The following is a 24,074-nucleotide window of genomic DNA, read 5'->3' on the forward strand; positions in this document are numbered from 1 at the left end:
CTGGAGGAGATTAAATTAATGTTGAATAAGATAAGAGACTATTTAGACTTTGCTGATTTGCAGTACCGTAATCCTGATAAGGCGGGAGCAGAGCGAGAGAAAATGCTGGAATTGCGCCACAAAGGCCAAGAGGCTCGAAAGGCTTTTACAGAACTGGCTAAAGCCTTTCAAGCAAGTCATCCAGAATGGCAACTTCAACAGACTAGCCAGTGGATGAATCAGGCGCAACGTTTACGACCACATTTTTGGGTTTATCTACAGAGAGACGGACAAGTAACAGAACCTATGTTGGCTCTTCGTTTGTATGGGACATCTACTGACTTTGGAATTTCCTTAGAGGTCAGTTTCATCGAGCGTAAGAAAGCTGAGCGAACTCTAGGCAAGCAGGCCAAAGTTTTAAAAGTTCCAACCGTTGAAGGTGTTTATTATCTAGTCTACTCTGATGGTCAAAGTCAACGGTGGGAGGCGAACGAAGAAAATCGTCAAATTTTAAGAAATAAACTATCCAATCAGGAAGTCCGAAAAGTGTTAGTTAAAATAGATGTCCCTATAACAGAGAATTCATCTGAAGAAGAAATCGTAGAAGCCCTACTGAAATCTTATGATAAAATTCTTCCATTTTATCTAGCTACGAGAAACTAAGCTAATCATTAAAATATCATAAATCATACAGTCCAAGAGTGAACAGTCCGCTGTGTAATTCTTGGTCTTTTTGTTTACGCTTTCAAATTATATAATAAACCTACAAAAACAATTCAAAAGGAGAACAATTATGGAAGTCATTTCAAGTGTTCTAAATTGGTTTTCTAGCAATATTTTGCAGAATCCCGCATTTTTCGTAGGTTTATTGGTGTTGATAGGATACGCACTTTTGAAAAAACCTGCCCACGACGTTTTCTCAGGGTTTGTTAAAGCAACAGTAGGGTATATGTTGCTCAATGTGGGTGCAGGTGGTTTGGTTACAACCTTCCGTCCGATCTTAGCAGCCCTTAACTACAAATTCCAAATTGGTGCAGCGGTTATCGACCCTTACTTTGGACTTGCTGCAGCAAACAACAAAATTGCAGCAGAGTTTCCAGATTTTGTTGGAACTGCAACTACAGCTCTATTGATTGGTTTCGGAATAAATATCTTGCTCGTAGCTCTTCGCAAGATCACGAAGGTAAGAACCCTCTTTATTACTGGTCACATCATGGTACAACAAGCTGCAACAGTATCTCTTATGGTTCTATTCTTAGTACCACAATTGCGCAATGCTTACGGTACAGCAGCGATTGGTATCATCTGTGGACTTTACTGGGCAGTTAGTTCAAATATGACTGTTGAGGCAACTCAACGCTTGACTGGTGGTGGCGGATTTGCGATTGGTCACCAACAGCAATTTGCAATCTGGTTTGTAGATAAAGTAGCAGGACGCTTTGGTAAGAAAGAAGAAAGTTTAGACAATCTTAAATTACCTAAGTTCCTCTCAATCTTCCACGATACAGTTGTTGCATCTGCTACCTTGATGCTCGTATTCTTCGGAGCCATTCTTTTAATCTTGGGTCCAGACATTATGTCTAATAAAGAAGTCATCACTTCAGGAACTCTATTCAATCCTGCTAAACAAGATTTCTTTATGTACATTATTCAAACAGCCTTTACCTTCTCAGTTTACTTGTTCGTTTTGATGCAAGGTGTCCGCATGTTCGTATCTGAGTTGACAAACGCCTTCCAAGGTATTTCAAACAAATTGTTGCCAGGCTCATTCCCAGCGGTTGACGTTGCAGCTTCTTATGGATTTGGTTCTCCAAACGCTGTCTTGTCAGGATTTGCCTTTGGTTTGATTGGTCAATTGATCACAATTGTCTTGCTCATCGTCTTTAAAAATCCGATTCTTATTATTACAGGATTTGTACCAGTGTTCTTTGACAATGCAGCCATTGCGGTCTACGCTGATAAACGCGGTGGATGGAAAGCGGCTGTTATCCTATCCTTCATCTCAGGTGTTCTCCAAGTTGCTTTAGGAGCTCTCTGTGTAGCTCTTCTTGATTTAGCATCTTATGGTGGTTACCATGGAAATATCGACTTTGAATTCCCATGGCTTGGATTTGGATATATCTTCAAATACCTTGGTATTGTTGGTTATGTACTTGTGTGTCTCTTCTTGCTTGTTATTCCTCAACTTCAATTTGCCAAAGCAAAAGATAAAGAGAAATATTACAACGGTGCAGTTCAAGAAGAAGCTTAGTATCTAGAAAAGGAGAAATAAAATGGTTAAAGTATTAGCAGCGTGCGGAAATGGAATGGGTTCATCAATGGTTATCAAGATGAAGGTTGAAAATGCTCTCCGTAAGCTTAATCAAACAGATTTTACAGTCAATTCATGCAGTGTCGGTGAAGCTAAAGGTTTAGCAGCAGGATATGACATCGTAATCGCTTCTCTTCATTTGATCCAAGAATTGGAAGGGCGAACTAATGGGAAGTTAATTGGGCTTGACAACTTGATGGATGATAAAGAAATCACTGAAAAACTCAGTCAAGCACTACAGTAAAAGGTTGGAGGGGGCTGGATAGAAACTGAGAGTCATCGTTTCTGTCCTTCTCCCTCTTTAAATAAAGGAGGCAGATATGAATTTAAAACAAGCTTTAATTGACAATGACTCGATCCGACTAGGTTTAGAAGCTAAAGACTGGAAAGAAGCAGTCAAGGTAGCAGTAGATCCCTTGATTGAAAGTGGAGCAATTTTGCCAGAGTATTACGATGCTATCATTGAATCGACTGAAGAGTATGGCCCATACTATATCTTAATGCCAGGTATGGCTATGCCCCATGCTAGACCTGAAGCTGGAGTGCAAAGAGATGCCTTTTCATTGATCACCTTACAAAATCCTGTTGTATTTTCAGATGGGAAAGAAGTTTCAGTTTTGTTGGCACTAGCAGCAACAAGCTCAAAAATTCACACAAGTGTAGCCATTCCACAGATTATTGCCTTGTTTGAATTAGAAGATTCTATCGCACGTTTACAGGTTTGCCAGACTAAGGAAGATGTCTTGACGATGATTGAAGAATCTAAGGATAGCCCTTATCTCGAGGGATTGGATTTGGAAAGTTAGAAAGAGGAATAAAGAGATGACAAAAAGAATACCTAATTTACAAGTTGCATTAGATCATTCAGACTTGCAAGGAGCGATTAAAGCAGCTGTTTCTGTTGGTCAGGAAGTAGATATTATCGAAGCTGGAACTGTTTGCTTATTACAAGTTGGAAGTGAACTGGTTGAAGTCTTGCGAAGCCTTTTTCCAGATAAGATTATTGTGGCAGACACAAAATGTGCCGATGCTGGTGGAACAGTTGCCAAAAATAATGCCGTTCGTGGTGCCGATTGGATGACTTGTATCTGTTGTGCAACTATCCCTACTATGGAAGCGGCTCTAAAGGCTATCACGGCTGAACGTGGAGACCGAGGCGAAATCCAGATTGAACTTTATGGCGATTGGACTTTTGAACAAGCTCAGCTTTGGCTAGATGCTGGTATCTCACAAGCTATTTATCACCAATCTCGTGATGCACTTCTTGCTGGTGAGACTTGGGGTGAAAAAGACCTTAATAAGGTTAAAAAACTCATCGACATGGGCTTCCGTGTGTCTGTAACAGGTGGTCTAGATGTAGATACTCTCAAACTATTTGAAGGCGTTGATGTCTTTACCTTCATCGCAGGTCGTGGAATTACAGAAGCTGCGGATCCAGCAGGAGCAGCGCGTGCCTTCAAGGATGAAATCAGACGAATTTGGAGGTAAACCATGGCACGTCCAATTGGAATTTATGAAAAGGCAACCCCGACACACTTTACTTGGCTAGAACGTTTAAATTTTGCCAAGGAGTTAGGCTTTGATTTTGTCGAGATGTCTATTGATGAACGTGACGAGCGTTTAGCAAGACTGGACTGGAGCAAGGACGAGCGTTTGGAAGTTGTCAAAGCAATCTATAAAACTGGTGTTCGTATTCCTTCTATCTGTTTTTCAGGCCATCGTCGCTACCCATTGGGATCAAATGATCCAGTTCTAGAGGAAAAATCTCTAGAACTCATGAAAAAATGTATTGAATTAGCCCAAGACTTGGGAGTTCGTACTATTCAATTAGCTGGTTACGACGTTTATTATGAGGAAAAGTCACCCCAGACACGCCAACGTTTTATCAAAAATTTGAGAAAAGCTTGTGACTGGGCTGAAGAGGCTCAGGTGGTGCTTGCTATTGAAATTATGGATGATCCTTTCATCAATAGCATCGAAAAATACTTGGCTGTAGAAAAAGAGATTGACTCTCCCTACCTCTTTGTATACCCAGATATTGGTAATGTATCTGCATGGCATAATGATGTCTACAGTGAATTTTATCTTGGGCATCATGCCATCGCAGCTCTCCATCTCAAGGATACTTATGCAGTGACAGAAAGTTCAAAGGGCCAGTTCCGAGATGTAACTTTTGGGCAAGGTTGTGTCAAATGGGAAGAAGCTTTCGATATTTTAAAACAAACCAATTATAATGGACCTTTCCTAATCGAAATGTGGTCTGAAAATTGTGAAACTGTAGAAGAAACACGCGCAGCCATTCAAGAGGCGCAAGCTTTTCTCTATCCACTAATTAAGAAAGCAGGTTTGATGTAAGATGAATCAAGTAATTAATGCTATGCGTAAACGAGTCTGTGATGCCAATCAATCATTGCCAAAACATGGACTTGTCAAATTTACCTGGGGCAATGTATCGGAAGTCAATCGCGAACTCGGTGTCATTGTTATCAAACCATCAGGCGTAGATTATGACGAATTGACACCTGAAAACATGGTGGTGACTGATCTAGATGGTAAGGTCCTAGAAGGGGATTTAAGACCATCTTCTGATCTTCCAACTCATGTGCAGTTATATAAGGCTTGGTCAGAAATTGGTAGTGTGGTCCACACCCATTCGACAGAAGCAGTTGGTTGGGCTCAAGCTGGACGCGATATTCCTTTCTACGGAACAACCCATGCAGATTATTTCTACGGTTCAATCCCTTGCGCCCGTAGTTTGACCAAGGATGAAGTAGAAGTGGCCTATGAAAAAGATACTGGCCTAGTTATCGTAGAAGAGTTTGAACGTCGCGGACTTAACCCGGTTGAAGTACCAGGAATTGTTGTACGCAATCACGGTCCATTCACCTGGGGAAAAAATCCAGAGAATGCTGTCTATCACTCTGTTGTACTAGAGGAAGTGTCTAAGATGAATCGTTTCACAGAGCAAATCAATCCAAGAGTTGAACCTGCTCCCCAGTACATCCTAGAAAAGCACTACCAACGTAAGCATGGACCAAATGCTTATTACGGTCAAAAGAAATAAGAAATTGAATTGAAAAGAGGCTAGGACCTTTCGATCCAAGCCTCGCTTTTGTAATTGTAAGTATTCGTTATTAAGAGACTACTGTTGATAATTGAAATGCGTTAGTGAATGTGATACTATTATAAAGTTGTTTTCAAGGCAGTTGATTGATAGAGGAGTATGAAATATGGTACTGGATAAGGCAAGTTGTGATTTGCTTCAATATTTGATGGATCAAGAAACGTCCAAAACGATTATGGCGATTTCAAAAGATTTGAAAGAGTCAAGAAGGAAAATTTATTATCACATTGACAAAATCAATGCTGCTTTGGGTGACGAGGCGCTTCATATCATTAGTATTCCACGAATTGGTATTCACTTAACGGAAGAGCAGAGAGATGCTTGTTGTGAACTATTATCGGAAGTAGATTCGTACGATTATATCATGAGTGCGCATGAACGTATGATGATAATGTTACTATGGATAGGTATTTCTAAAGAACGTATTACGATTGAAAAATTGATGGAGTTAACAGAGGTGTCTAGGAATACTGTTCTCAATGATTTGAATAGTATTCGTTATCAACTAACTTTGGAACAATATCAGGTGACCTTGCAAGTGAGCAAGTCACAGGGATACCATCTTCATGCCCACCCTCTTAATAAAATTCAGTATCTTCAATCGCTTCTATATCATATTTTTATGGAAGAAAATGCCACTTTTGTATCTATTTTAGAAGATAAGATGAAAGAGAGGTTAGATGGTGAGTGTTTGCTTTCTGTTGAAATGAACCAATTTTTTAAGGAACAGGTTCCTTTAGTTGAACAAGATTTAGGGAAGAAAATAAATCATCATGAAGTAACTTTTATGTTGCAGGTTTTACCTTATTTGCTGTTAAGCTGTCATAATGTTGAACAGTATCAAGAAAGACATCAGGATATAGAGAAAGAATTTTCTTTGATAAGAAAAAGAATAGAGTATCAGGTGTCTAAGAAATTAGGAGAACGGTTGTTTCAAAAGTTTGAAATTTCTTTGTCAGAACTTGAAGTTTCTCTTGTAGCTGTTCTTCTCCTCTCCTATCGTAAAGATTTGGATATTCATGCAGAAAGTGATGATTTTCGGCAGTTAAAACTTGCTTTAGAAGAATTCATCTGGTATTTTGAATCACAAATCCGAATGGAGATTGAGAACAAGGATGATTTGTTAAGAAATTTGATGATCCACTGTAAAGCCTTGTTATTTAGAAAGACTTACGGTATTTTTTCTAAAAATCCTCTAACAAAACAAATTCGATCCAAGTATGGAGAATTATTTTTAGTCACTAGAAAATCTGCGGAAATTTTAGAAGGAGCATGGTTTATTCGGCTAACAGACGATGATATTGCCTATTTGACGATTCATATTGGAGGATTTTTAAAGTATACACCATCGTCTCAAAAAAATATGAAAAAAGTTTATCTCGTTTGTGATGAAGGTGTTGCGGTTTCGAGACTTTTGCTGAAACAATGCAAACTTTATTTTCCAAATGAGCAAATTGGCACTGTATTTACAACAGAACAATTTAAGAGTGTGGAAGATATTGCACAAGTTGATGTAGTGATTACTACTAATGATGATTTGGATAGCAGATTTCCGATTTTAAGGGTTAATCCTATCCTTGAAGCAGAAGATATTTTGAAAATGCTAGACTATCTTAAACACAATATATTTCGTAATGAGAGCAAAAGTTTCAGTGAAAATCTTTCTAGTCTTATTTCGTCTTATATTGTAGACAGTAAGTTGGCTAGTAAGTTCCAAGAAGAGGTTCAAACACTTATAAATCAAGAAATAGTAGTTCAAGCTTTTTTGGAAGATATTTGAAGGACAGTCCAATGATGAACACAAACCTGTGTTTTTCTTGGTCTTTTTTAGTGTTTTGAAGGATGGTATACTAATCTCAAAGATAACAATTATATCCAAAGGAGGCAACATATGCCAAATGTCAAAGAAATTACAAGAGAGTCATGGATTTTAGCTACTTTCCCAGAGTGGGGAACATGGTTGAACGAAGAAATCGAAGAAGAAGTCGTACCTGAAGGCAATTTTGCCATGTGGTGGCTAGGCAACTGTGGTACTTGGATTAAGACACCAGGTGGTGCTAACGTTGTCATGGACCTTTGGTCAAACCGTGGAAAATCAACCAAAAAAGTGAAAGATATGGTTCGTGGGCACCAAATGGCAAATATGGCAGGTGTTCGTAAGTTGCAACCAAACTTGCGTGTTCAGCCGATGGTTATCGATCCATTTTCTATCAACGAACTAGATTATTACTTAGTTTCACACTTCCATAGTGATCATATCGACCCATACACAGCTGCAGCAATTCTCAACAATCCTAAGTTAGAGCATGTTAAGTTTATCGGTCCTTACCACTGTGGACGAATCTGGGAAGGATGGGGTGTTCCAAAAGAACGTATCATCGTTGTTAAACCAGGTGACACTATCGAATTAAAAGATATGAAGATTCATGCAGTAGAATCATTTGACCGTACTTGCTTGGTAACTCTCCCAGTGAACGGTGCTGATGAGACAGGCGGTGAACTTACTGGCTTAGCTGTTACAGATGAAGAAATGGCTCAAAAGGCTGTTAACTATATCTTTGAAACACCAGGTGGAACCATCTATCATGGTGCAGATTCTCACTTCTCAAACTATTTTGCAAAACATGGTAAAGACTTTAAAATTGATGTTGCTTTGAATAACTATGGTGAAAATCCGGTAGGTATCCAAGATAAAATGACATCTATCGACCTTCTTCGTATGGCAGAAAATCTGCGTACCAAAGTCATTATCCCAGTTCACTATGATATCTGGTCTAACTTCATGGCTTCTACTAATGAGATTCTAGAACTTTGGAAAATGAGAAAAGATCGCTTGCAATACGATTTCCATCCATTTATCTGGGAAGTTGGCGGTAAGTACACTTATCCTCAAGATCAACACTTAGTAGAATACCATCATCCACGTGGTTTTGATGATTGTTTTGAACAAGACTCTAACATTCAATTTAAAGCTTTGCTATAATATAAAAATATTCTTTGGAGGTTATCCGTATGTTGCATGATACGGATAATTTTCATATAATAGTAAAATAGAATGTGTGATTCAATAATCACCTCAAATAGAAAGGAAATTCTATGTCAAATCTATCTGTTAATGCAATTCGTTTCCTAGGTATTGACGCTATCAACAAAGCCAACTCAGGTCACCCAGGTGTGGTTATGGGAGCAGCTCCGATGGCATACAGCCTCTTTACAAAACAACTTCGTATCAATCCAGCTCAACCAAACTGGATTAACCGCGACCGCTTTATTCTTTCAGCTGGCCATGGTTCAATGCTTCTTTATGCCCTTCTTCACCTTTCTGGTTTTGAAGATGTCAGCATGGATGAGATTAGGAGCTTCCGTCAGTGGGGTTCAAAAACACCAGGTCACCCAGAATTTGGTCATACAGCAGGGATTGATGCTACGACAGGTCCTCTAGGGCAAGGGATTTCGACTGCCACTGGTTTTGCCCAAGCAGAACGTTTCTTGGCAGCCAAATATAACCGCGAAGGCTACAATATCTTTGACCACTATACTTATGTTATCTGTGGAGACGGAGACTTGATGGAAGGTGTCTCAAGTGAGGCGGCTTCATACGCAGGTTTGCAAAAACTAGACAAGTTGGTTGTTCTTTATGATTCAAATGACATCAACTTGGATGGTGAGACAAAGGATTCCTTTACAGAAAGTGTTCGTGACCGTTACAATGCCTACGGTTGGCATACTGCCTTGGTTGGAGATGGAACAGACTTGGAAGCAATCCATGCAGCTATCGAAACAGCTAAAGCTTCAGGCAAACCATCTTTGATTGAAGTGAAGACTGTTATTGGATACGGTTCTCCAAACAAACAAGGAACTAATGCCGTACACGGTGCTCCTCTTGGAGCAGATGAAACTGCAGCAACTCGTCAAGCCCTTGGTTGGGACTATGAACCATTTGAAATTCCAGAACAAGTTTATGCTGATTTCAAAGAACATGTTGCAGACCGTGGCGCATCAGCTTATGAAGCTTGGACAAAATTAGTTGCTGACTATAAAGAAGCGCATCCAGAACTGGCAGCAGAAGTAGAAGCCATCATCGATGGACGTGATCCAGTTGAAGTGACTCCAGCAGATTTCCCAGTCTTAGAAAATGGTTTCTCTCAAGCAACTCGTAACTCGAGTCAAGATGCCTTAAACGTTGTAGCTGCTAAATTGCCAACTTTCTTGGGTGGATCAGCTGACCTAGCTCACTCAAACATGACTTATATCAAGACTGACGGACTTCAAGACGATGCTAATCGCTTGAACCGTAACATTCAGTTTGGTGTTCGTGAATTTGCAATGGGAACGATCTTGAACGGGATGGCCCTTCATGGTGGACTTCGTGTATACGGTGGAACTTTCTTCGTCTTCTCTGACTATGTGAAGGCAGCTGTCCGCTTGTCAGCTTTGCAAGGTCTTCCTGTGACTTATGTCTTTACCCACGATTCAATCGCGGTTGGGGAAGACGGTCCAACGCACGAACCAGTTGAGCACTTAGCAGGTCTTCGTGCCATGCCAAATCTGAATGTTTTCCGTCCAGCAGATGCGCGTGAAACTCAAGCAGCTTGGTACCTTGCAGTGACAAGTGAGAAAACACCAACTGCCCTTGTCTTGACACGTCAAAACTTGACTGTTGAAGAGGGAACAGACTTCGACAAGGTTGCAAAAGGTGCCTATGTTGTCTATGAAAATGCAGCAGACTTTGATACAATCTTGATTGCGACAGGTTCAGAGGTCAATCTTGCTGTCTCAGCTGCCAAAGAATTGGCTAGTCAAGGTGCAAAAGTCCGTGTAGTCAGCATGCCATCTACAGATGTATTTGATAAACAAGATGCAGCATACAAGGAAGAAATTCTTCCAAATGCAGTTCGCCGTCGTGTTGCAGTCGAGATGGGTGCAACTCAAAACTGGTACAAATATGTTGGTCTCGATGGTGCCGTTCTCGGTATTGATACCTTCGGAGCCTCTGCCCCAGCACCAAAAGTATTGGCAGAATATGGCTTTACTGTAGAAAATCTTGTAAAAGTCGTTCGAGACTTGAAATAATCCTAGAAATCAGAGCGCAAGCTCTGGTTTTTTCTTACTAGAAAAGCAAGGTACAATCTTGTAAAAGTAGCTGAAATTTGATATAGTAGTCCTATGTAAAAGACAAAGGAGAATATAATGGAATCACAATATACATTTTTAATCATTCTTGTGGCTATGTTGGGCTTGATGTTCTTTACGCAACGCTCTCAAAAGAAACAAGCACAAAAGCGTATGGAAAGCTTGAATAAATTACAAAAAGGCTATGAAGTGATTACAATCGGTGGCCTTTATGGAACAGTCGATGAAGTAGATACAGAAAAGAAAACAATTGTTCTTGATGTAGATGGAGTTTACTTGACTTTTGAACTAGCTGCTATCAAGACAGTATTACCGCTGAAGGAAACAGCTTCACTCGAAGGCGCAATTGAAAAATAAGACGGGATCACGAACTCCCGTTTTTCTATAAAAGAAAGGAAATGGGATGAAAAAATTAGTCTTTGTCTGTCTGGGAAATATTTGCCGCAGCCCTATGGCCGAGTTTGTGATGAAATCAATGACAGATAATTATGAAATCCAAAGTCGAGCGACTTCCTCTTGGGAACATGGCAATCCGATTCATAAGGGAACTCAGGGGGTTTTTCAAGAGTATGATATTCCTTATGACAAAGGCAAGACATCGCTTCAGATTAGTAAGGAAGATTTTGAAGCCTTTGATTATATTATCGGTATGGATGCTTCAAATGTTTCTGACTTACGTCAGATGTGTCCAGCAGACTGTCAAGATAAGATTTACTCATTCGCATCTGAAAGTGTTCCAGATCCTTGGTATACAGGAGATTTTGAGGAAACCTATCAGCGTGTTCAAGAGGGGTGTCAAGCTTGGTTAGAACGTTTAGAAAAGGTGAGTGAAGATGGAAAATCTTAAGAATTTTTACGAAAAGTATCGTGTCTATCTGACTCGTCCACGTTTAGAGCTTTTGGCAGTAGTTACCATTGTTTTCTGTGCTCTACTCGTCTTTTTTCTAAATATTCCCGGGAAAGGTGTTCTAAAGCTTGATAATGGAACGATTGTTTACGACGGCACTCTTGTCCGTGGTAAAATGAATGGGCAAGGAACCATCACCTTCCAAAATGGAGACCAATATACAGGTGGTTTCAACAATGGAGCCTTCAACGGAAAAGGCACCTTTCAATCTAAAGAAGGCTGGACCTACGAAGGTGATTTTGTAAATGGTCAGGCTGAAGGAAAAGGGAAACTAACAACAGAACAAGAAGTCGTTTATGAAGGGACTTTTAAACAAGGCGTTTTTCAACAAAAATAAAGCCTCCTTATCAAAGGAGGTATTATTAGAACGTTTAAGTAAGCGCTTACCTGTAAATCCCTTTCTTTCCAAGTCCCTCTTCCAAGCAAGTTTGTGAAATAAAAAAATATTTGAAATAAATTTCACAAACTTTAAAGAAAAAGCTTGCTAAGAAAAGAAAATAACAAACATTTCACAAGGTGCTAAAAATTCTTTGTGAAATGTTTATGAAACTGTTTACAAAGTTGAAATAATGCGTTATAATAAACTTGTGAAAAAATTAACAAAGGATATCGATCCTTGAAAGCTATGGAGGAAAATATGGCTGATAAAAAAACTGTGACACCAGAAGAAAAGAAACTCGCTGCTGAAAAGCATGTCGATGGCTTGGTGCAAAAAGCTCTAGTTGCCCTTGAAGAAATGCGTAAATTGGATCAAGAGCAAGTTGACTACATTGTTGCCAAAGCATCAGTAGCAGCTTTGGATGCCCACGGAGAATTGGCTTTACATGCCTTTGAAGAAACAGGACGTGGTGTATTCGAAGATAAAGCGACTAAGAACTTGTTTGCTTGTGAACACGTAGTAAACAACATGCGCCACACTAAAACAGTTGGTGTTATTGAAGAAGACGATGTAACAGGTTTGACTCTTATTGCTGAACCGGTCGGTGTTGTTTGTGGTATCACTCCTACAACAAACCCAACATCAACAGCAATCTTCAAATCATTGATTTCATTGAAGACACGTAATCCGATCGTCTTTGCCTTCCACCCATCAGCTCAAGAATCATCAGCTCACGCGGCTCAAATCGTTCGTGATGCTGCGATTAAAGCAGGCGCTCCTGAAAACTGCGTACAGTGGATCACTGAACCATCTATGGAAGCAACTAGTGCCCTTATGAACCACGAAGGTGTTGCGACAATCCTTGCAACAGGTGGTAATGCCATGGTTAAAGCCGCATACTCATGTGGTAAACCAGCTCTTGGGGTAGGTGCCGGAAACGTTCCAGCTTATGTTGAAAAATCAGCAAACATCCGTCAAGCAGCACACGATATCGTTATGTCTAAATCATTTGATAATGGTATGGTCTGTGCATCTGAACAAGCGGTTATCATTGATAAAGAAATTTACGATGAATTTGTAGCAGAATTCAAATCTTACCACACTTACTTTGTAAACAAAAAAGAAAAAGCTCTTCTTGAAGAATTCTGCTTCGGCGTGAAAGCAAACAGCAAAAACTGTGCTGGTGCGAAATTGAACGCTGACATCGTTGGTAAACCAGCAACTTGGATTGCAGAGCAAGCAGGATTTACAGTTCCAGAAGGAACAAACATTCTTGCTGCAGAATGTAAAGAAGTTGGTGAAAACGAGCCATTGACTCGTGAAAAATTGTCACCAGTTATCGCAGTTTTGAAATCTGAAAGCCGTGAAGATGGTATTTCCAAAGCTCGTCAAATGGTTGAATTTAACGGTCTTGGTCACTCAGCAGCTATCCACACAACTGACGAAGAATTGACTAAAGAATTTGGTAAAGCTGTTAAAGCTATTCGTGTTATCTGTAACTCACCTTCTACTTTCGGTGGTATCGGGGACGTTTACAATGCCTTCTTGCCATCATTGACACTTGGATGTGGTTCTTACGGACGCAACTCAGTTGGGGATAACGTTAGTGCCATTAACCTCTTGAATATCAAAAAAGTCGGAAGACGGAGAAATAACATGCAATGGATGAAACTTCCTTCAAAAACATACTTTGAACGTGATTCAATTCAATACCTTCAAAAATGTCGTGACGTTGAACGTGTCATGATCGTTACTGACCATGCCATGGTAGAACTTGGTTTCCTTGATCGTATCATCGAACAACTTGATCTTCGTCGCAATAAGGTTGTTTATCAAATCTTCGCTGATGTAGAACCAGATCCAGATATCACAACTGTAAACCGTGGTACTGAGATTATGCGTGCCTTCAAACCAGATACAATCATCGCTCTCGGTGGTGGATCTCCAATGGATGCTGCTAAAGTAATGTGGCTCTTCTACGAACAACCAGAAGTGGACTTCCGTGACCTTGTCCAAAAATTCATGGATATCCGTAAACGTGCCTTCAAATTCCCATTGCTTGGTAAGAAGACTAAATTCATCGCGATCCCAACTACATCTGGTACAGGATCTGAAGTAACACCATTTGCCGTTATCTCTGATAAAGCAAACAACCGCAAATACCCAATTGCTGACTACTCATTGACACCAACTGTGGCAATCGTAGACCCTGCTTTGGTATTGACAGTTCCTGGATTTGTTGCTGCGGACACTGGTATGGACGTATTGACTCACGCGACTGAGGCCTATGTATCACAAATGGCTAGCGACTACACTGACGGTCTTGCACTTCAAGCCATCAAGCTTGTATTTGAAAACCTTGAAAGCTCAGTTAAGAATGCAGACTTCCACTCACGTGAGAAAATGCATAACGCTTCAACAATCGCTGGTATGGCCTTTGCCAATGCCTTCCTAGGTATTTCTCACTCAATGGCTCATAAGATTGGTGCGCAATTCCACACAATCCACGGTCGTACAAATGCTATCTTGCTTCCATACGTCATTCGCTACAACGGTACTCGCCCAGCTAAGACAGCTACATGGCCTAAGTACAACTACTACCGTGCAGACGAGAAATATCAAGATATCGCTCGTATGCTTGGCCTTCCAGCTTCTACACCAGAAGAAGGGGTTGAATCTTTCGCAAAAGCTGTTTACGAACTCGGTGAGCGCGTAGGTATCCAAATGAACTTCAAAGCACAAGGAATTGATGAAAAAGAATGGAAAGAACATTCTCGTGAATTGGCCTTCCTTGCTTATGAAGATCAATGTTCACCAGCTAACCCACGTCTTCCAATGGTAGACCATATGCAAGAAATCATCGAAGATTCTTACTATGGCTACAAAGAAAGACCAGGACGCCGTAAATAATTGTTATCAGCCTAGAGGCAGGAGAAATCCTGTCTCTTTTTTTGTAATTCTATTTGAAAAATGGTATAATCATCGCATATATTTATTTGAAAATCAAATCTTTAATAATCATGCGAGGGGCAAATGAACAAGATAAATGAGTTAGGGGATAAAGTGCGACTTTTAAGAGAGGAGAGAGGACTTAGTCGTCCAGTTTTTTGCGGGGATGAGTCTGAATTATCAGTGCGTCAGCTGGTGCGGATAGAAAAAGGAGAGTTTCGCCCGACGATAAAAACACTAGAATATATTGCAGATCGATTAGAAATTCCGTCCTACGTCTTGATGCCAGATTATAAGGAATTACCCAAGCGTTACCAAGAATTAAAGTACTTTCTTTTACATCATCCTGACTATGGAGACAAGGAGTTGCAGGAGCAAAAGGAAGAATATTTCGATGAGATTTTTGAGAATTTTTATGATGATTTGCCACGTGATGAGAAGGTGATAGTGGATTGTCTTCAAGCCATAGATGCAGTGAGAATGACTAGTAATTCCTTATATGGAAGCAGTGTGATTGAGGACAGTCTTCAAGATTTACTATCCAGAGATGTATATAGGGCTGAGGAATTGTTGAAATTGAGACTGTATTTTCTTTGTCAGTTAATGGATGGTTTAAACGAGGGTGAGATAAAAAAGTCTGAGCATGAAACCATTCTTTGTTTTCATGACAAACTAAGTTCTCAGGTTGATAAGATAGAGTTCGATTGTTTGGACTTACTTAGAGACTCCTTGTTAGCTTCTTTAACTTGTATAGAGATTATGGGGTTGCTTCATTATTTTAAGAGGGCAGTCGAGACCTTAAATAAAATAGGGCAAAAAACACGAGATTTTCAAAAACAACCGATTGTCTTGATGGTGGAGTGGAAATATTATATTCAGACGGATTATGATACAGCCAAACAAAAGTATGAAGAAGCAAAAATGATGGCGAGAATGTTTGGTAATGAGAAGTTAATCGTTAGTTTAGATAATGAATGGAGCGAAGATTTAGAAAGGTATTGTTAAATGCTTTATAGGAGTGACATTTCTGTCATTGGAGGAATGTCGCTTTTTTGTTACAATGAATTTTACTTGATATACATCCAGAAGCAAACTAGGCAATAGAGAGAAAATTCTAAGTAGTAGGCCCATAGGGTAAATCAGTGCTGATGTAGCTTGAAGGATTTTCTATAAGTAGGATGTATGACGATAACAGTTTTAAACAAGGGGGAAAGAATGTCTATTTTATCCATTAAAAATATTTCAAAGTTTTACACTTTGGACGGTAAACATCAAGAGCAGGCTTTAAAGAATATAAATCTGCAAATCGCAAAAGGTAAAATTACAGCGATTTACGGTCCATCAGGCTGTGGCAAAACCAGTTTGCTAAACATCATCAGCGGTTTAGATAGACAATATGAAGGAGATTTAGAGTTTAAAGGGGAGTCCCTCCGTGACTTATCAGAGATTGAACTAACTCAATTTCGTAAAGATAAGATTGGATTTGTGTTTCAAAACTTTAACCTCATTCCACATCAGTCTGTCTTGGACAATGTCAAGCTACCTCTCTATGTCAAAGATTTATCTGACAGGGAGATGACAATGATTGCAAAGGAGCAATTAAGTAACTTGGGCATGGAGCCTTTTATTACTAAAAATGTTAAACAGCTTTCTGGCGGGCAAAAGCAACGTGTAGCAATCGCGCGTGCTTTGGTGAATCAGCCTGATATGATTGTAGCAGATGAGCCAACGGGTTCGCTGGATTCTCAATCCCAAGAAATGGTATTGGAAGTGTTTAAAAAATTAGCCCAAACAGGGAAAACAGTATTGATCGTAACCCATAATCCAGAGGTTGCCGAATATGCAGATGTGATTATCAAAATGAAGGATGGTGAAGTCGTTGAAGAAGTCAAAAAATAAAGGATTATCATTGAAAAATAAATTCAAACTTTCTTTAAATAACTTTCTGGAAAGAAAGTGGCGTAACCTATTGATTGCGCTAGCAACCTCAATCGGTTTTGTAGGAGTCTTAATTTCTTTCGGCTTGGGAAATGCTTTGATTTCGATGATTGATGAAAATACGAATGGAGGTCAAATCCCTTCTCAAGTTCAGATTGCTTTAAACACAAAAAATGTTGGACGAGGCTTTTTGAACCAAGATGATAAGAACTATATCACGGATACAGTTGGGAAAGAAGCTATTAAATATTTGGAGAGCCCTTTTGGGATGAACATGTCAAATATTACTATAGATGGGCAAGAAATGGATCTGAGTCAGACGATGCCTTCTTATGCTCAAGTAGTGAGTCTCTATGAGGATACAAGTATTTCTGTTAGTAGTAATGAGGCGGACAAAGTATTAGCTGGATCCCTCTATACTGATACAAATGAACAGGGCTTAACGATTCCAATCAGCTTACTAAAAAATTGGAATGAACAGACAGGAAACAATCTGACAGCTAATGATGTTATTGGCAAATCAGTCTCAGCAAGCATTGTAGAAAATGCTGCTGAAGCTAGTAAGACTGCTCAATTTCAAACGAAGATTGTACGTGTAATCAATGATGAAGATGACATGGAGGACAGCAATAGTTTTATGCCGTCTCATCAAATGGAAACGATTTTGAAAGAAGCTGGATTTACAAAAGCTGTATCTTATTTTATCTTAGAACTCAAAGATCCATCACAGACAAAAGCGGTAACAGAAGAATTACAGAAAAATAAGAAGTATACTGTTCTTTCTCAACAGAAGGTTCTTGATATTGTGATTACTTTTATTCGTGTCATTCAGGGATTGTTGATTGTACTTTCATCACAAGCTATTGTGGTAGCAGCGGTCATGATTGGTATCATTATTTACATCAATATCATGCAACGTTCTAAGGAAATAGGTGTCATGAAGGCAGTTGGTTATCAAAATCGTGATGTCAAAGGAATTTTTATTTACGAGGCTATCTGGATTGTAAGCATCGCCTTGTTACTGGCCTTTTTGGTTGCACAAGGGGTGGGAAGTTTGGCGAATGCGGTTGTAAATCACTTTTACCCATCCATCACGAAGGTTTTTGAATTAAATTTGTTATCTGTTTTAGGAACTCTAGCTTTCGCTCTCTTACTTGGTTATGTCTCAGCTTACTTCCCGGCGCGTAAAATTAGTAAAATGGATCCTGTAGAATCGCTACGATATGAATAGTAAGGGATTCCTTGATTTATAGTCTTGAAAAGAAACTAACATAGAAAAACAATGCCCGTACTTGCAATTAAACTTAAATAGTTATATAATAGGTTTGTTGAAAGGTGATTTGTAGTGATTCAAGTTACTCTTTTCACAATAAAAATTTCATGATTTTCATAAGGAGGAAATCACTAATGGTAGTTAAAGTTGGTATTAACGGTTTCGGACGTATCGGTCGTCTTGCTTTCCGTCGTATCCAAAACGTAGAAGGTGTTGAAGTTACTCGTATCAACGACCTTACAGATCCAGTTATGCTTGCACACTTGTTGAAATACGACACAACTCAAGGTCGTTTCGACGGTACTGTTGAAGTTAGAGAAGGTGGATTTGAAGTTAACGGTAAATTCATCAAAGTTTCTGCTGAACGTGATCCAGAACAAATCGACTGGGCTAACGACGGTGTAGAAATCGTTCTTGAAGCTACTGGTTTCTTTGCTAAGAAAGCAGCTGCTGAAAAACACTTGCACGCTGGTGGAGCTAAAAAAGTTGTTATCACTGCTCCTGGTGGAAACGACGTTAAAACAGTTGTATTCAACACTAACCACGACGTTCTTGACGGTACTGAAACAGTTATCTCAGGTGCTTCATGTACTACAAACTGCTTGGCTCCAATGGCTAAAGCTCTTCAAGATAACTTTGGTGTTGTAGAAGGATTGATGACTACTATCCACGCTTACACTGGTGACCAAATGATCCTTGACGGACCACACCGTGGTGGTGACCTTCGCCGTGCTCGCGCTGGTGCTGCAAACATCGTTCCTAACTCAACTGGTGCTGCAAAAGCTATCGGTCTTGTAATCCCAGAATTGAACGGTAAACTTGACGGATCTGCACAACGCGTCCCAACTCCAACTGGATCAGTTACTGAATTAGTAGCAGTTCTTGAAAAGAACGTTACTGTTGATGAAGTGAACGCAGCTATGAAAGCAGCTTCAAACGAATCATACGGTTACACAGAAGATCCAATCGTATCTTCAGATATCGTAGGTATGTCTTACGGTTCATTGTTTGACGCAACTCAAACTAAAGTTCTTGACGTTGACGGTAAACAATTGGTTAAAGTTGTATCATGGTACGACAACGAAATGTCATACACTGCACAACTTGTTCGTACTCTTGAATACTTCGCAAAAATCGCTAAATAATTCATGAGTCGATAAAAAGCAAGACCTCTTGGTCTTGCTTTTCTTATATGAAAAGAATGGATGACACAATCATCTATTCTTTTTTAATTCTTTTTCAAAAGTATCTGATAGGGTAGTGAAGCTTAATTTCTCTAGAGTAAGCGGATGGGTAAAGGATAGTCGAAAGGCGTGGAGCATAAGCCGACTTGTTTTTGATTTACTATTATAGAGAGGATCACCCAGGATAGGAAGATTATGATGGGAAAGGTGGACACGAATCTGATGGGTTCGCCCGGTCTTTAGTTTGCAACGAACCAAGGAAGTTTTGTTTGGAAATTGCTTTAATCTGCTTACATGCGTTTCAGCATATTGCCCATTTTTTGTATCAACTATTCGTTTTCTGCGGTCATGGCGATCACGTCCGATTTTGTCTTTGAAAACAAGTTCTTTGCTGTTGATATGTCCGTCGACCTGTGCCCAATATTCCCTAGAAATCTCTTTTTTCTCCAATAAGCGATTGAGAATGGGTAGGATAAAAGGATTTTTGGCAAAGAGAACCAAGCCACTGGTTTCCATGTCTAGACGATGAACGACATAGCAGGTTTGGCCAACATAGGCACTGACATGGTTCAGAAGGGCGATTTCGTTTGGCTGATTACCATGCGTTTTCATCCCCTCTGGTTTGTTGACAATAATCAAGTGTTGATCTTGATAAACCTCTTGAACGAGGTTTGGGTTGCCCCAAGGAATTTCTTTTTCGGGATAATCTTCCTCGTCAAAAGTTAACTGGCAAACATCTCCAGGACTTACAATCTCGTTCCAATGAACTTCTCGCTGATTAATCAAAATATGTTTCTTGATTCTCAAAAAATGACGGATTTTTCTAGGGATGAGGAGTTGTTCCTCAAGTAATTGCTTTACCGTCATTTGAGGTAGAGAGTCTGGTAATGTAAATGTGAATTTCATACAGATATTGTAACAAAAAAAGCCCTATTTGGATAGGAAATAGCTAAATTCTTGTCTTCCTATGATGAAGATGATAAAATAAACGCATGAAATTAGATAAATTATTCGAGAAATTTCTTTCTCTTTTTAAAAAAGAAACAAGTGAATCAGAGGATTCTGGGTCTACTAGCTTGCGTCGTTCTCGCAGTGATCGAAAAAAATTAGCCCAAGTAGGTCCAATTCGAAAATTCTGGCGTCGTTATCATTTAACAAAGATTGTCCTTATACTAGGTTTGAGTGCAGGCTTGCTAGTTGGAACCTATTTGTTTGCTGTAGCTAAGTCAACCAATGTTAACGATTTGCAAAACGCCTTGAAAACTCGGACTATCATTTTTGACCGTGAAGAAAAAGAGGCTGGTGCTTTGTCTGGTCAAAAAGGAACTTATGTTGAATTGACTGATATCAGTAAAAATTTGCAGAGTGCCGTTATTGCGACAGAAGACCGCTCTTTCTATAAAAATGACGGGATTAACTATGGTCGTTTCTTCTTGGCGATTGTCACTGCTGGTCGTTCAGGTGGTGGCTCTACTATTACTCAACAGCTGGCTAAAAATGCCTATCTGTCGCAGGATCAAACTGTTGAGAGAAAAGCGAAAGAATTTTTCTTGGCTTTAGAATTGACTAAAAAATATAGCAAGGATCAGATCTTAACCATGTACCTTAACAATGCCTATTTTGGAAATGGTGTGTGGGGTGTAGAAGATGCGAGTAAGAAATACTTTGGAGTTTCTGCATCAGAAGTGAGTCTGGATCAAGCTGCGACTCTGGCAGGAATGCTAAAGGGGCCGGAACTGTATAATCCTTTGAATTCTGTAGAAGATTCTACCAATCGTCGCGATACTGTTTTGCAGAATATGGTTGCAGCGGGTTACATTGATAAAAACCAAGAAACCGAAGCTGCGGAAGTTGATATGAATTCGCAATTGCACGATAAGTATGAAGGGAAAATCTCAGATTATCGCTATCCTTCTTACTTTGATGCGGTGGTTAATGAAGCCGTTTCTAAGTATAATCTAACAGAGGAAGAAATCGTAAATAATGGCTACCGCATTTACACAGAGCTGGACCAAAACTACCAAGCAAATATGCAGGTTGTCTATGAAAATACAGCGCTATTTCCGAGGGCAGAGGATGGAACATTTGCTCAATCAGGAAGTGTCGCTCTCGAACCGAAAACAGGAGGAGTTCGTGGAGTTGTCGGCCAAGTTGCTGACAATGATAAAACTGGATTTCGGAATTTCAACTATGCAACTCAATCAAAACGTAGCCCTGGCTCTACAATTAAGCCTTTAGTTGTTTATACGCCAGCAGTTGAGGCAGGTTGGGCTTTGAACAAGCAGTTGGATAACCATACCATGAAGTATGACAACTATAAGGTAGATAACTATGCAGGAATCAAAAAGAGTCGAGAAGTTCCCATGTATCAAGCCTTGGCAGAATCGCTTAATCTACCTGCTGTTGCTACTGTTAATGATTTGGGCGTCGACAAGGCTTTTGAGGCAGGCGAAAAATTTGGACTCAACATGGATAAGGTCGACCGTGTTCTTGGTGTCGCCTTGGGAAGTGGCGTCGAAACCAATCCTCTGCAAATGGCTCAAGCATATGCAGCCTTTGCAAATGAAGGTTTAATGCCTGAAGCTCATTTTATTAGTAGAATTGAAAATGCTAGTGGACAAGTTATTGCAAGCCATAAAAATTCACAAAAACGGGTGATTGATAAGTCTGTAGCTGATAAGATGACCAGTATGATGTTGGGGACATTTACCAACGGTACCGGTATTAGTTCATCTCCTGCAGATTATGTAATGGCAGGAAAAACTGGTACAACTGAAGCGGTTTTCAATCCAGAATATACAAGTGACCAGTGGGTAATTGGTTATACTCCGGATGTAGTGATTAGCCACTGGCTTGGCTTTCCGACCACTGATGAAAATCACTATCTAGCTGGCTCTACTTCAAACGGTGCAGCTCATGTCTTTAGAAATATTGCAAATACTATTTTACCTTATACGCCAGGAAGTACCTTTACAGTTGAAAATGCATATAAGAAAAACGGAATTGCACCAGCTAACACAAAAAGACAAGTACAAACCAATGATAATAGCCAGACAGATGATAATTTGTCTGATATTCGAGGACGTGCGCAAAGTCTAGTAGATGAGGCTAGTCGGGCTATCTCAGATGCGAAGATTAAGGAAAAGGCTCAAACAATATGGGATTCGGTAGTCAATCTATTTCGCTAAGATGCTTGTCAAAGCCTAGCTTTCTTGTTATAATAGATAGGATGGAGGCGTTATGGCACTAAAAAAAGCAAGCCTAGCTTGTGCGGTTTGTGGTTCGAGAAACTATTCAATCAAGATTAGTGGAAACCCCAAGCCTACACGACTAGAAGTAAATAAATTTTGTAAGCATTGTGGCAAGTACACTACACACAGAGAAACGAGATAGGAGAGAGCGATGCGTTTTATTGGAGATATTTTTAGACTTCTTAAAGACACAACATGGCCAACTCGCAAGGAAAGCTGGAGAGATTTTCGTTCTATTATGGAATACACAGCTTTCTTTGTAGTAATTATTTACATTTTTGACCAGTTGATTGTTTCAGGTTTGATTCGATTTATTAACATTTTTTAGAAGGTTAGTGGAGTTAATTACACTAGAAATCTTCTATTTATGAAAGGAAATATCATGGATAGTTTTGATAAAGGGTGGTTTGTTTTACAAACTTATTCTGGTTATGAAAATAAGGTAAAAGAAAATCTATTACAACGTGCACAAACCTACAATATGTTGGATAATATTCTACGTGTTGAAATTCCAACACAAACAGTGCAAGTTGAAAAAAATGGAAAGAGAAAAGAAGTAGAAGAAAATCGCTTTCCAGGTTATGTTCTTGTAGAAATGGTCATGACAGATGAAGCTTGGTTTGTTGTTCGAAATACACCAAATGTTACAGGATTCGTCGGATCTCACGGAAATAGATCAAAACCAACTCCATTATTGGAACAAGAAATTCGTGATATCTTGGTTTCTATGGGACAAACTGTACAAGAGTTTGATATCGATGTTGAAGTTGGTCAAACTGTACGTATTATTGATGGTGCTTTTGCAGACTACACTGGTAAGATTACAGAAATTGATAATAACAAAGTGAAGATGATTATCTCTATGTTTGGTAATGACACAGTTGCAGAAGTAAACCTAAACCAAATCGCAGAATTATAACCCTGAGAGAGGCAAGCCCTCTCTTTTTTGTGCAGTTGAGGAGGTGAAGGGTGCAGAATGGATCAAATGTGCCAAAAGTGTTTCTGAATCTGTTAGACTGTACACAGAAAGGGGAAAAGAATGATTAAAGAATTGTATGAAGAAGTCCAGGGGAGTGTATATAAGTGTAGAAATGAATATTACCTTCATTTGTGGGAGTTATCGGATTGGGAGCAAGAGGGAATGATTTGCTTACATGAATTGATTAGTAGAGAAGAAGGACTGGTAGAAGATATTCCACGTTTAAGGAAATATTTCAAAACCAAGTTTCGAAATCGAATTTTAGACTATATCCGTAAGCAAGAAAGCCACAAACGAAGATATAATAAAGAACCTTATGAAGAAGTAGGCGAGATCAGTCATCGTATAAGTGAGGGAGGTCTGTGGCTAGATGACTATTATCTCTTTCATGAAACACTAAGAGATTATAGAAACAAACAAACTAAAGAGCAACAAGAAGAGCTAGAACGCATTTTAAGAAATGAACGATTCCGAGGGCGTCAAAGAGTGCTAAAGGACTTACGTATTGTGTTTAAAGAGTTTGACATCCGTACTCATTAGGAATTCATGCAAAAAGGTAAATTCCCAAACTAAGTTCCACCGCTAATCCAAGTGGAAGTTAGTCTGATAAAAATTCTAAAAACCAGTGGAAATCCGTGTCAGGGTAAGTTCCACTGGTTTTAATCAT

At 39.5% G+C, this 24,074-nt stretch carries 24 protein-coding genes; 23 read left to right on the forward strand and 1 reads right to left on the reverse strand.

Annotated features, from left to right (window positions below; genetic code table 11):
- Positions 1-18 precede the first annotated feature (18 nt).
- The 18 genes from KV696_RS09255 to gap all read left to right on the forward strand — a co-directional run bounded on the left by KV696_RS09255 (position 19) and on the right by gap (position 19,138).
- Complete coding sequence (locus tag KV696_RS09255; RefSeq protein WP_219967497.1) at positions 19-642, forward strand: ribonuclease P; 624 nt, start codon at positions 19-21, stop codon at positions 640-642.
- Positions 643-772: 130 nt separating this feature from the next.
- Entirely contained in the window at positions 773-2,230 is a 1,458-nt protein-coding gene (locus KV696_RS09260; RefSeq protein WP_000452074.1) for a PTS ascorbate transporter subunit IIC, read from the forward strand.
- Positions 2,231-2,252: 22 nt separating this feature from the next.
- Positions 2,253-2,534, forward strand: coding sequence for a PTS sugar transporter subunit IIB (locus KV696_RS09265; RefSeq protein ID WP_000241466.1), 282 nt, complete (start codon positions 2,253-2,255; stop codon positions 2,532-2,534).
- Between the two features lie 76 nt (positions 2,535-2,610).
- Positions 2,611-3,096: a PTS sugar transporter subunit IIA gene (locus KV696_RS09270; RefSeq protein WP_033679597.1), complete on the forward strand. Its 486-nt coding sequence runs from the start codon at positions 2,611-2,613 to the stop codon at positions 3,094-3,096.
- A 16-nt stretch (positions 3,097-3,112) separates the two neighbouring features.
- The gene (locus KV696_RS09275) at positions 3,113-3,778 is read left to right on the forward strand and encodes a 3-keto-L-gulonate-6-phosphate decarboxylase UlaD (RefSeq protein WP_219967498.1); all 666 of its coding nucleotides are present in this window, start codon (positions 3,113-3,115) and stop codon (positions 3,776-3,778) included.
- A 3-nt stretch (positions 3,779-3,781) separates the two neighbouring features.
- Positions 3,782-4,645, forward strand: coding sequence for an L-ribulose-5-phosphate 3-epimerase (locus KV696_RS09280; RefSeq protein ID WP_000113590.1), 864 nt, complete (start codon positions 3,782-3,784; stop codon positions 4,643-4,645).
- A 1-nt stretch (position 4,646) separates the two neighbouring features.
- On the forward strand, positions 4,647-5,354 hold the full coding sequence (locus KV696_RS09285; RefSeq protein ID WP_049523963.1) for an L-ribulose-5-phosphate 4-epimerase: 708 nt from the start codon (positions 4,647-4,649) through the stop codon (positions 5,352-5,354).
- Between the two features lie 166 nt (positions 5,355-5,520).
- The gene (locus KV696_RS09290) at positions 5,521-7,194 is read left to right on the forward strand and encodes a BglG family transcription antiterminator (protein ID WP_000242091.1); all 1,674 of its coding nucleotides are present in this window, start codon (positions 5,521-5,523) and stop codon (positions 7,192-7,194) included.
- A 111-nt stretch (positions 7,195-7,305) separates the two neighbouring features.
- Positions 7,306-8,397, forward strand: a complete 1,092-nt coding sequence (gene ulaG, locus KV696_RS09295; RefSeq protein WP_219967499.1) for an L-ascorbate 6-phosphate lactonase — start codon at positions 7,306-7,308, stop codon at positions 8,395-8,397.
- A gap of 113 nt (positions 8,398-8,510) precedes the next feature.
- Positions 8,511-10,487, forward strand: a complete 1,977-nt coding sequence (gene tkt / locus KV696_RS09300) for a transketolase (protein ID WP_219967500.1) — start codon at positions 8,511-8,513, stop codon at positions 10,485-10,487.
- A gap of 117 nt (positions 10,488-10,604) precedes the next feature.
- The gene (yajC, locus tag KV696_RS09305) at positions 10,605-10,904 is read left to right on the forward strand and encodes a preprotein translocase subunit YajC (protein WP_020901078.1); all 300 of its coding nucleotides are present in this window, start codon (positions 10,605-10,607) and stop codon (positions 10,902-10,904) included.
- A 46-nt stretch (positions 10,905-10,950) separates the two neighbouring features.
- A complete protein-coding gene (locus KV696_RS09310) occupies positions 10,951-11,394 on the forward strand; it encodes a low molecular weight protein-tyrosine-phosphatase (protein WP_219967501.1) in 444 nt (147 codons plus the stop codon).
- On the forward strand, positions 11,381-11,791 hold the full coding sequence (locus KV696_RS09315; RefSeq protein ID WP_219967502.1) for an MORN repeat-containing protein: 411 nt from the start codon (positions 11,381-11,383) through the stop codon (positions 11,789-11,791). Before KV696_RS09310 ends, KV696_RS09315 begins: the two co-directional genes overlap by 14 nt.
- 300 nt (positions 11,792-12,091) lie before the next feature.
- Entirely contained in the window at positions 12,092-14,743 is a 2,652-nt protein-coding gene (gene adhE, locus KV696_RS09320; RefSeq protein WP_219967503.1) for a bifunctional acetaldehyde-CoA/alcohol dehydrogenase, read from the forward strand.
- 123 nt (positions 14,744-14,866) lie between these two features.
- Entirely contained in the window at positions 14,867-15,787 is a 921-nt protein-coding gene (locus KV696_RS09325) for a helix-turn-helix domain-containing protein (RefSeq protein WP_219967504.1), read from the forward strand.
- A 210-nt stretch (positions 15,788-15,997) separates the two neighbouring features.
- Positions 15,998-16,681: an ABC transporter ATP-binding protein gene (locus KV696_RS09330; protein WP_219967505.1), complete on the forward strand. Its 684-nt coding sequence runs from the start codon at positions 15,998-16,000 to the stop codon at positions 16,679-16,681.
- Positions 16,650-17,951: an ABC transporter permease gene (locus tag KV696_RS09335; RefSeq protein ID WP_219967506.1), complete on the forward strand. Its 1,302-nt coding sequence runs from the start codon at positions 16,650-16,652 to the stop codon at positions 17,949-17,951. The genes KV696_RS09330 and KV696_RS09335 overlap by 32 nt, the downstream gene beginning before the upstream one ends.
- Positions 17,952-18,127: 176 nt before the next feature.
- Positions 18,128-19,138, forward strand: a complete 1,011-nt coding sequence (gene gap / locus KV696_RS09340) for a type I glyceraldehyde-3-phosphate dehydrogenase (RefSeq protein ID WP_000260687.1) — start codon at positions 18,128-18,130, stop codon at positions 19,136-19,138.
- Positions 19,139-19,207: 69 nt separating this feature from the next.
- Here the strand turns inward: gap and KV696_RS09345 are convergent, their stop codons facing one another.
- Positions 19,208-20,083 (reverse strand): RluA family pseudouridine synthase, encoded by an 876-nt coding sequence (locus tag KV696_RS09345; protein WP_309147686.1) that lies wholly within the window; start codon positions 20,081-20,083, stop codon positions 19,208-19,210.
- Positions 20,084-20,169: 86 nt separating this feature from the next.
- Between KV696_RS09345 and pbp2a the strand changes: the two genes are divergently transcribed.
- The 5 genes from pbp2a to KV696_RS09370 all read left to right on the forward strand — a co-directional run bounded on the left by pbp2a (position 20,170) and on the right by KV696_RS09370 (position 23,947).
- A complete protein-coding gene (gene pbp2a, locus KV696_RS09350) occupies positions 20,170-22,365 on the forward strand; it encodes a penicillin-binding protein PBP2A (protein ID WP_219967507.1) in 2,196 nt (731 codons plus the stop codon).
- Between the two features lie 52 nt (positions 22,366-22,417).
- The gene (rpmG, locus tag KV696_RS09355) at positions 22,418-22,570 is read left to right on the forward strand and encodes a 50S ribosomal protein L33 (protein WP_001809375.1); all 153 of its coding nucleotides are present in this window, start codon (positions 22,418-22,420) and stop codon (positions 22,568-22,570) included.
- A 9-nt stretch (positions 22,571-22,579) separates the two neighbouring features.
- Positions 22,580-22,756 carry a preprotein translocase subunit SecE gene (gene secE, locus KV696_RS09360; protein ID WP_001210991.1) on the forward strand — a complete coding sequence of 59 codons (177 nt, stop codon included), beginning with the start codon at positions 22,580-22,582 and terminating at the stop codon, positions 22,754-22,756.
- Between the two features lie 54 nt (positions 22,757-22,810).
- Positions 22,811-23,347 (forward strand): transcription termination/antitermination protein NusG, encoded by a 537-nt coding sequence (gene nusG, locus KV696_RS09365; protein WP_000376740.1) that lies wholly within the window; start codon positions 22,811-22,813, stop codon positions 23,345-23,347.
- A 120-nt stretch (positions 23,348-23,467) separates the two neighbouring features.
- Positions 23,468-23,947, forward strand: coding sequence for a sigma-70 RNA polymerase sigma factor region 4 domain-containing protein (locus KV696_RS09370; RefSeq protein ID WP_219967508.1), 480 nt, complete (start codon positions 23,468-23,470; stop codon positions 23,945-23,947).
- Positions 23,948-24,074: the final 127 nt, after the last annotated feature.

The organism is Streptococcus humanilactis (assembly GCF_019448275.1).
Classification (GTDB): domain Bacteria; phylum Bacillota; class Bacilli; order Lactobacillales; family Streptococcaceae; genus Streptococcus; species Streptococcus humanilactis.

Bases quoted from the DNA above. Each gene is read 5' to 3' on its own strand.
- KV696_RS09325 (WP_219967504.1), top strand. From the start codon at position 14,867: ATGAACAAGATAAATGAGTTAGGGGATAAAGTGCGACTTTTAAGAGAG.
- yajC (WP_020901078.1), top strand. From the start codon at position 10,605: ATGGAATCACAATATACATTTTTAATCATTCTTGTGGCTATGTTGGGC.
- KV696_RS09330 (WP_219967505.1), top strand. From the start codon at position 15,998: ATGTCTATTTTATCCATTAAAAATATTTCAAAGTTTTACACTTTGGAC.
- KV696_RS09270 (WP_033679597.1), top strand. From the start codon at position 2,611: ATGAATTTAAAACAAGCTTTAATTGACAATGACTCGATCCGACTAGGT.
- KV696_RS09290 (WP_000242091.1), top strand. From the start codon at position 5,521: ATGGTACTGGATAAGGCAAGTTGTGATTTGCTTCAATATTTGATGGAT.
- tkt (WP_219967500.1), top strand. From the start codon at position 8,511: ATGTCAAATCTATCTGTTAATGCAATTCGTTTCCTAGGTATTGACGCT.
- KV696_RS09285 (WP_049523963.1), top strand. From the start codon at position 4,647: ATGAATCAAGTAATTAATGCTATGCGTAAACGAGTCTGTGATGCCAAT.
- ulaG (WP_219967499.1), top strand. From the start codon at position 7,306: ATGCCAAATGTCAAAGAAATTACAAGAGAGTCATGGATTTTAGCTACT.
- KV696_RS09275 (WP_219967498.1), top strand. From the start codon at position 3,113: ATGACAAAAAGAATACCTAATTTACAAGTTGCATTAGATCATTCAGAC.
- pbp2a (WP_219967507.1), top strand. From the start codon at position 20,170: ATGAAATTAGATAAATTATTCGAGAAATTTCTTTCTCTTTTTAAAAAA.
- rpmG (WP_001809375.1), top strand. From the start codon at position 22,418: ATGGCACTAAAAAAAGCAAGCCTAGCTTGTGCGGTTTGTGGTTCGAGA.
- nusG (WP_000376740.1), top strand. From the start codon at position 22,811: ATGGATAGTTTTGATAAAGGGTGGTTTGTTTTACAAACTTATTCTGGT.
- KV696_RS09370 (WP_219967508.1), top strand. From the start codon at position 23,468: ATGATTAAAGAATTGTATGAAGAAGTCCAGGGGAGTGTATATAAGTGT.
- KV696_RS09280 (WP_000113590.1), top strand. From the start codon at position 3,782: ATGGCACGTCCAATTGGAATTTATGAAAAGGCAACCCCGACACACTTT.
- gap (WP_000260687.1), top strand. From the start codon at position 18,128: ATGGTAGTTAAAGTTGGTATTAACGGTTTCGGACGTATCGGTCGTCTT.
- KV696_RS09345 (WP_309147686.1), bottom strand. From the start codon at position 20,083: ATGAAATTCACATTTACATTACCAGACTCTCTACCTCAAATGACGGTA.
- KV696_RS09315 (WP_219967502.1), top strand. From the start codon at position 11,381: ATGGAAAATCTTAAGAATTTTTACGAAAAGTATCGTGTCTATCTGACT.
- KV696_RS09265 (WP_000241466.1), top strand. From the start codon at position 2,253: ATGGTTAAAGTATTAGCAGCGTGCGGAAATGGAATGGGTTCATCAATG.
- secE (WP_001210991.1), top strand. From the start codon at position 22,580: ATGCGTTTTATTGGAGATATTTTTAGACTTCTTAAAGACACAACATGG.
- KV696_RS09260 (WP_000452074.1), top strand. From the start codon at position 773: ATGGAAGTCATTTCAAGTGTTCTAAATTGGTTTTCTAGCAATATTTTG.
- KV696_RS09255 (WP_219967497.1), top strand. From the start codon at position 19: ATGTTGAATAAGATAAGAGACTATTTAGACTTTGCTGATTTGCAGTAC.
- KV696_RS09335 (WP_219967506.1), top strand. From the start codon at position 16,650: ATGGTGAAGTCGTTGAAGAAGTCAAAAAATAAAGGATTATCATTGAAA.
- KV696_RS09310 (WP_219967501.1), top strand. From the start codon at position 10,951: ATGAAAAAATTAGTCTTTGTCTGTCTGGGAAATATTTGCCGCAGCCCT.
- adhE (WP_219967503.1), top strand. From the start codon at position 12,092: ATGGCTGATAAAAAAACTGTGACACCAGAAGAAAAGAAACTCGCTGCT.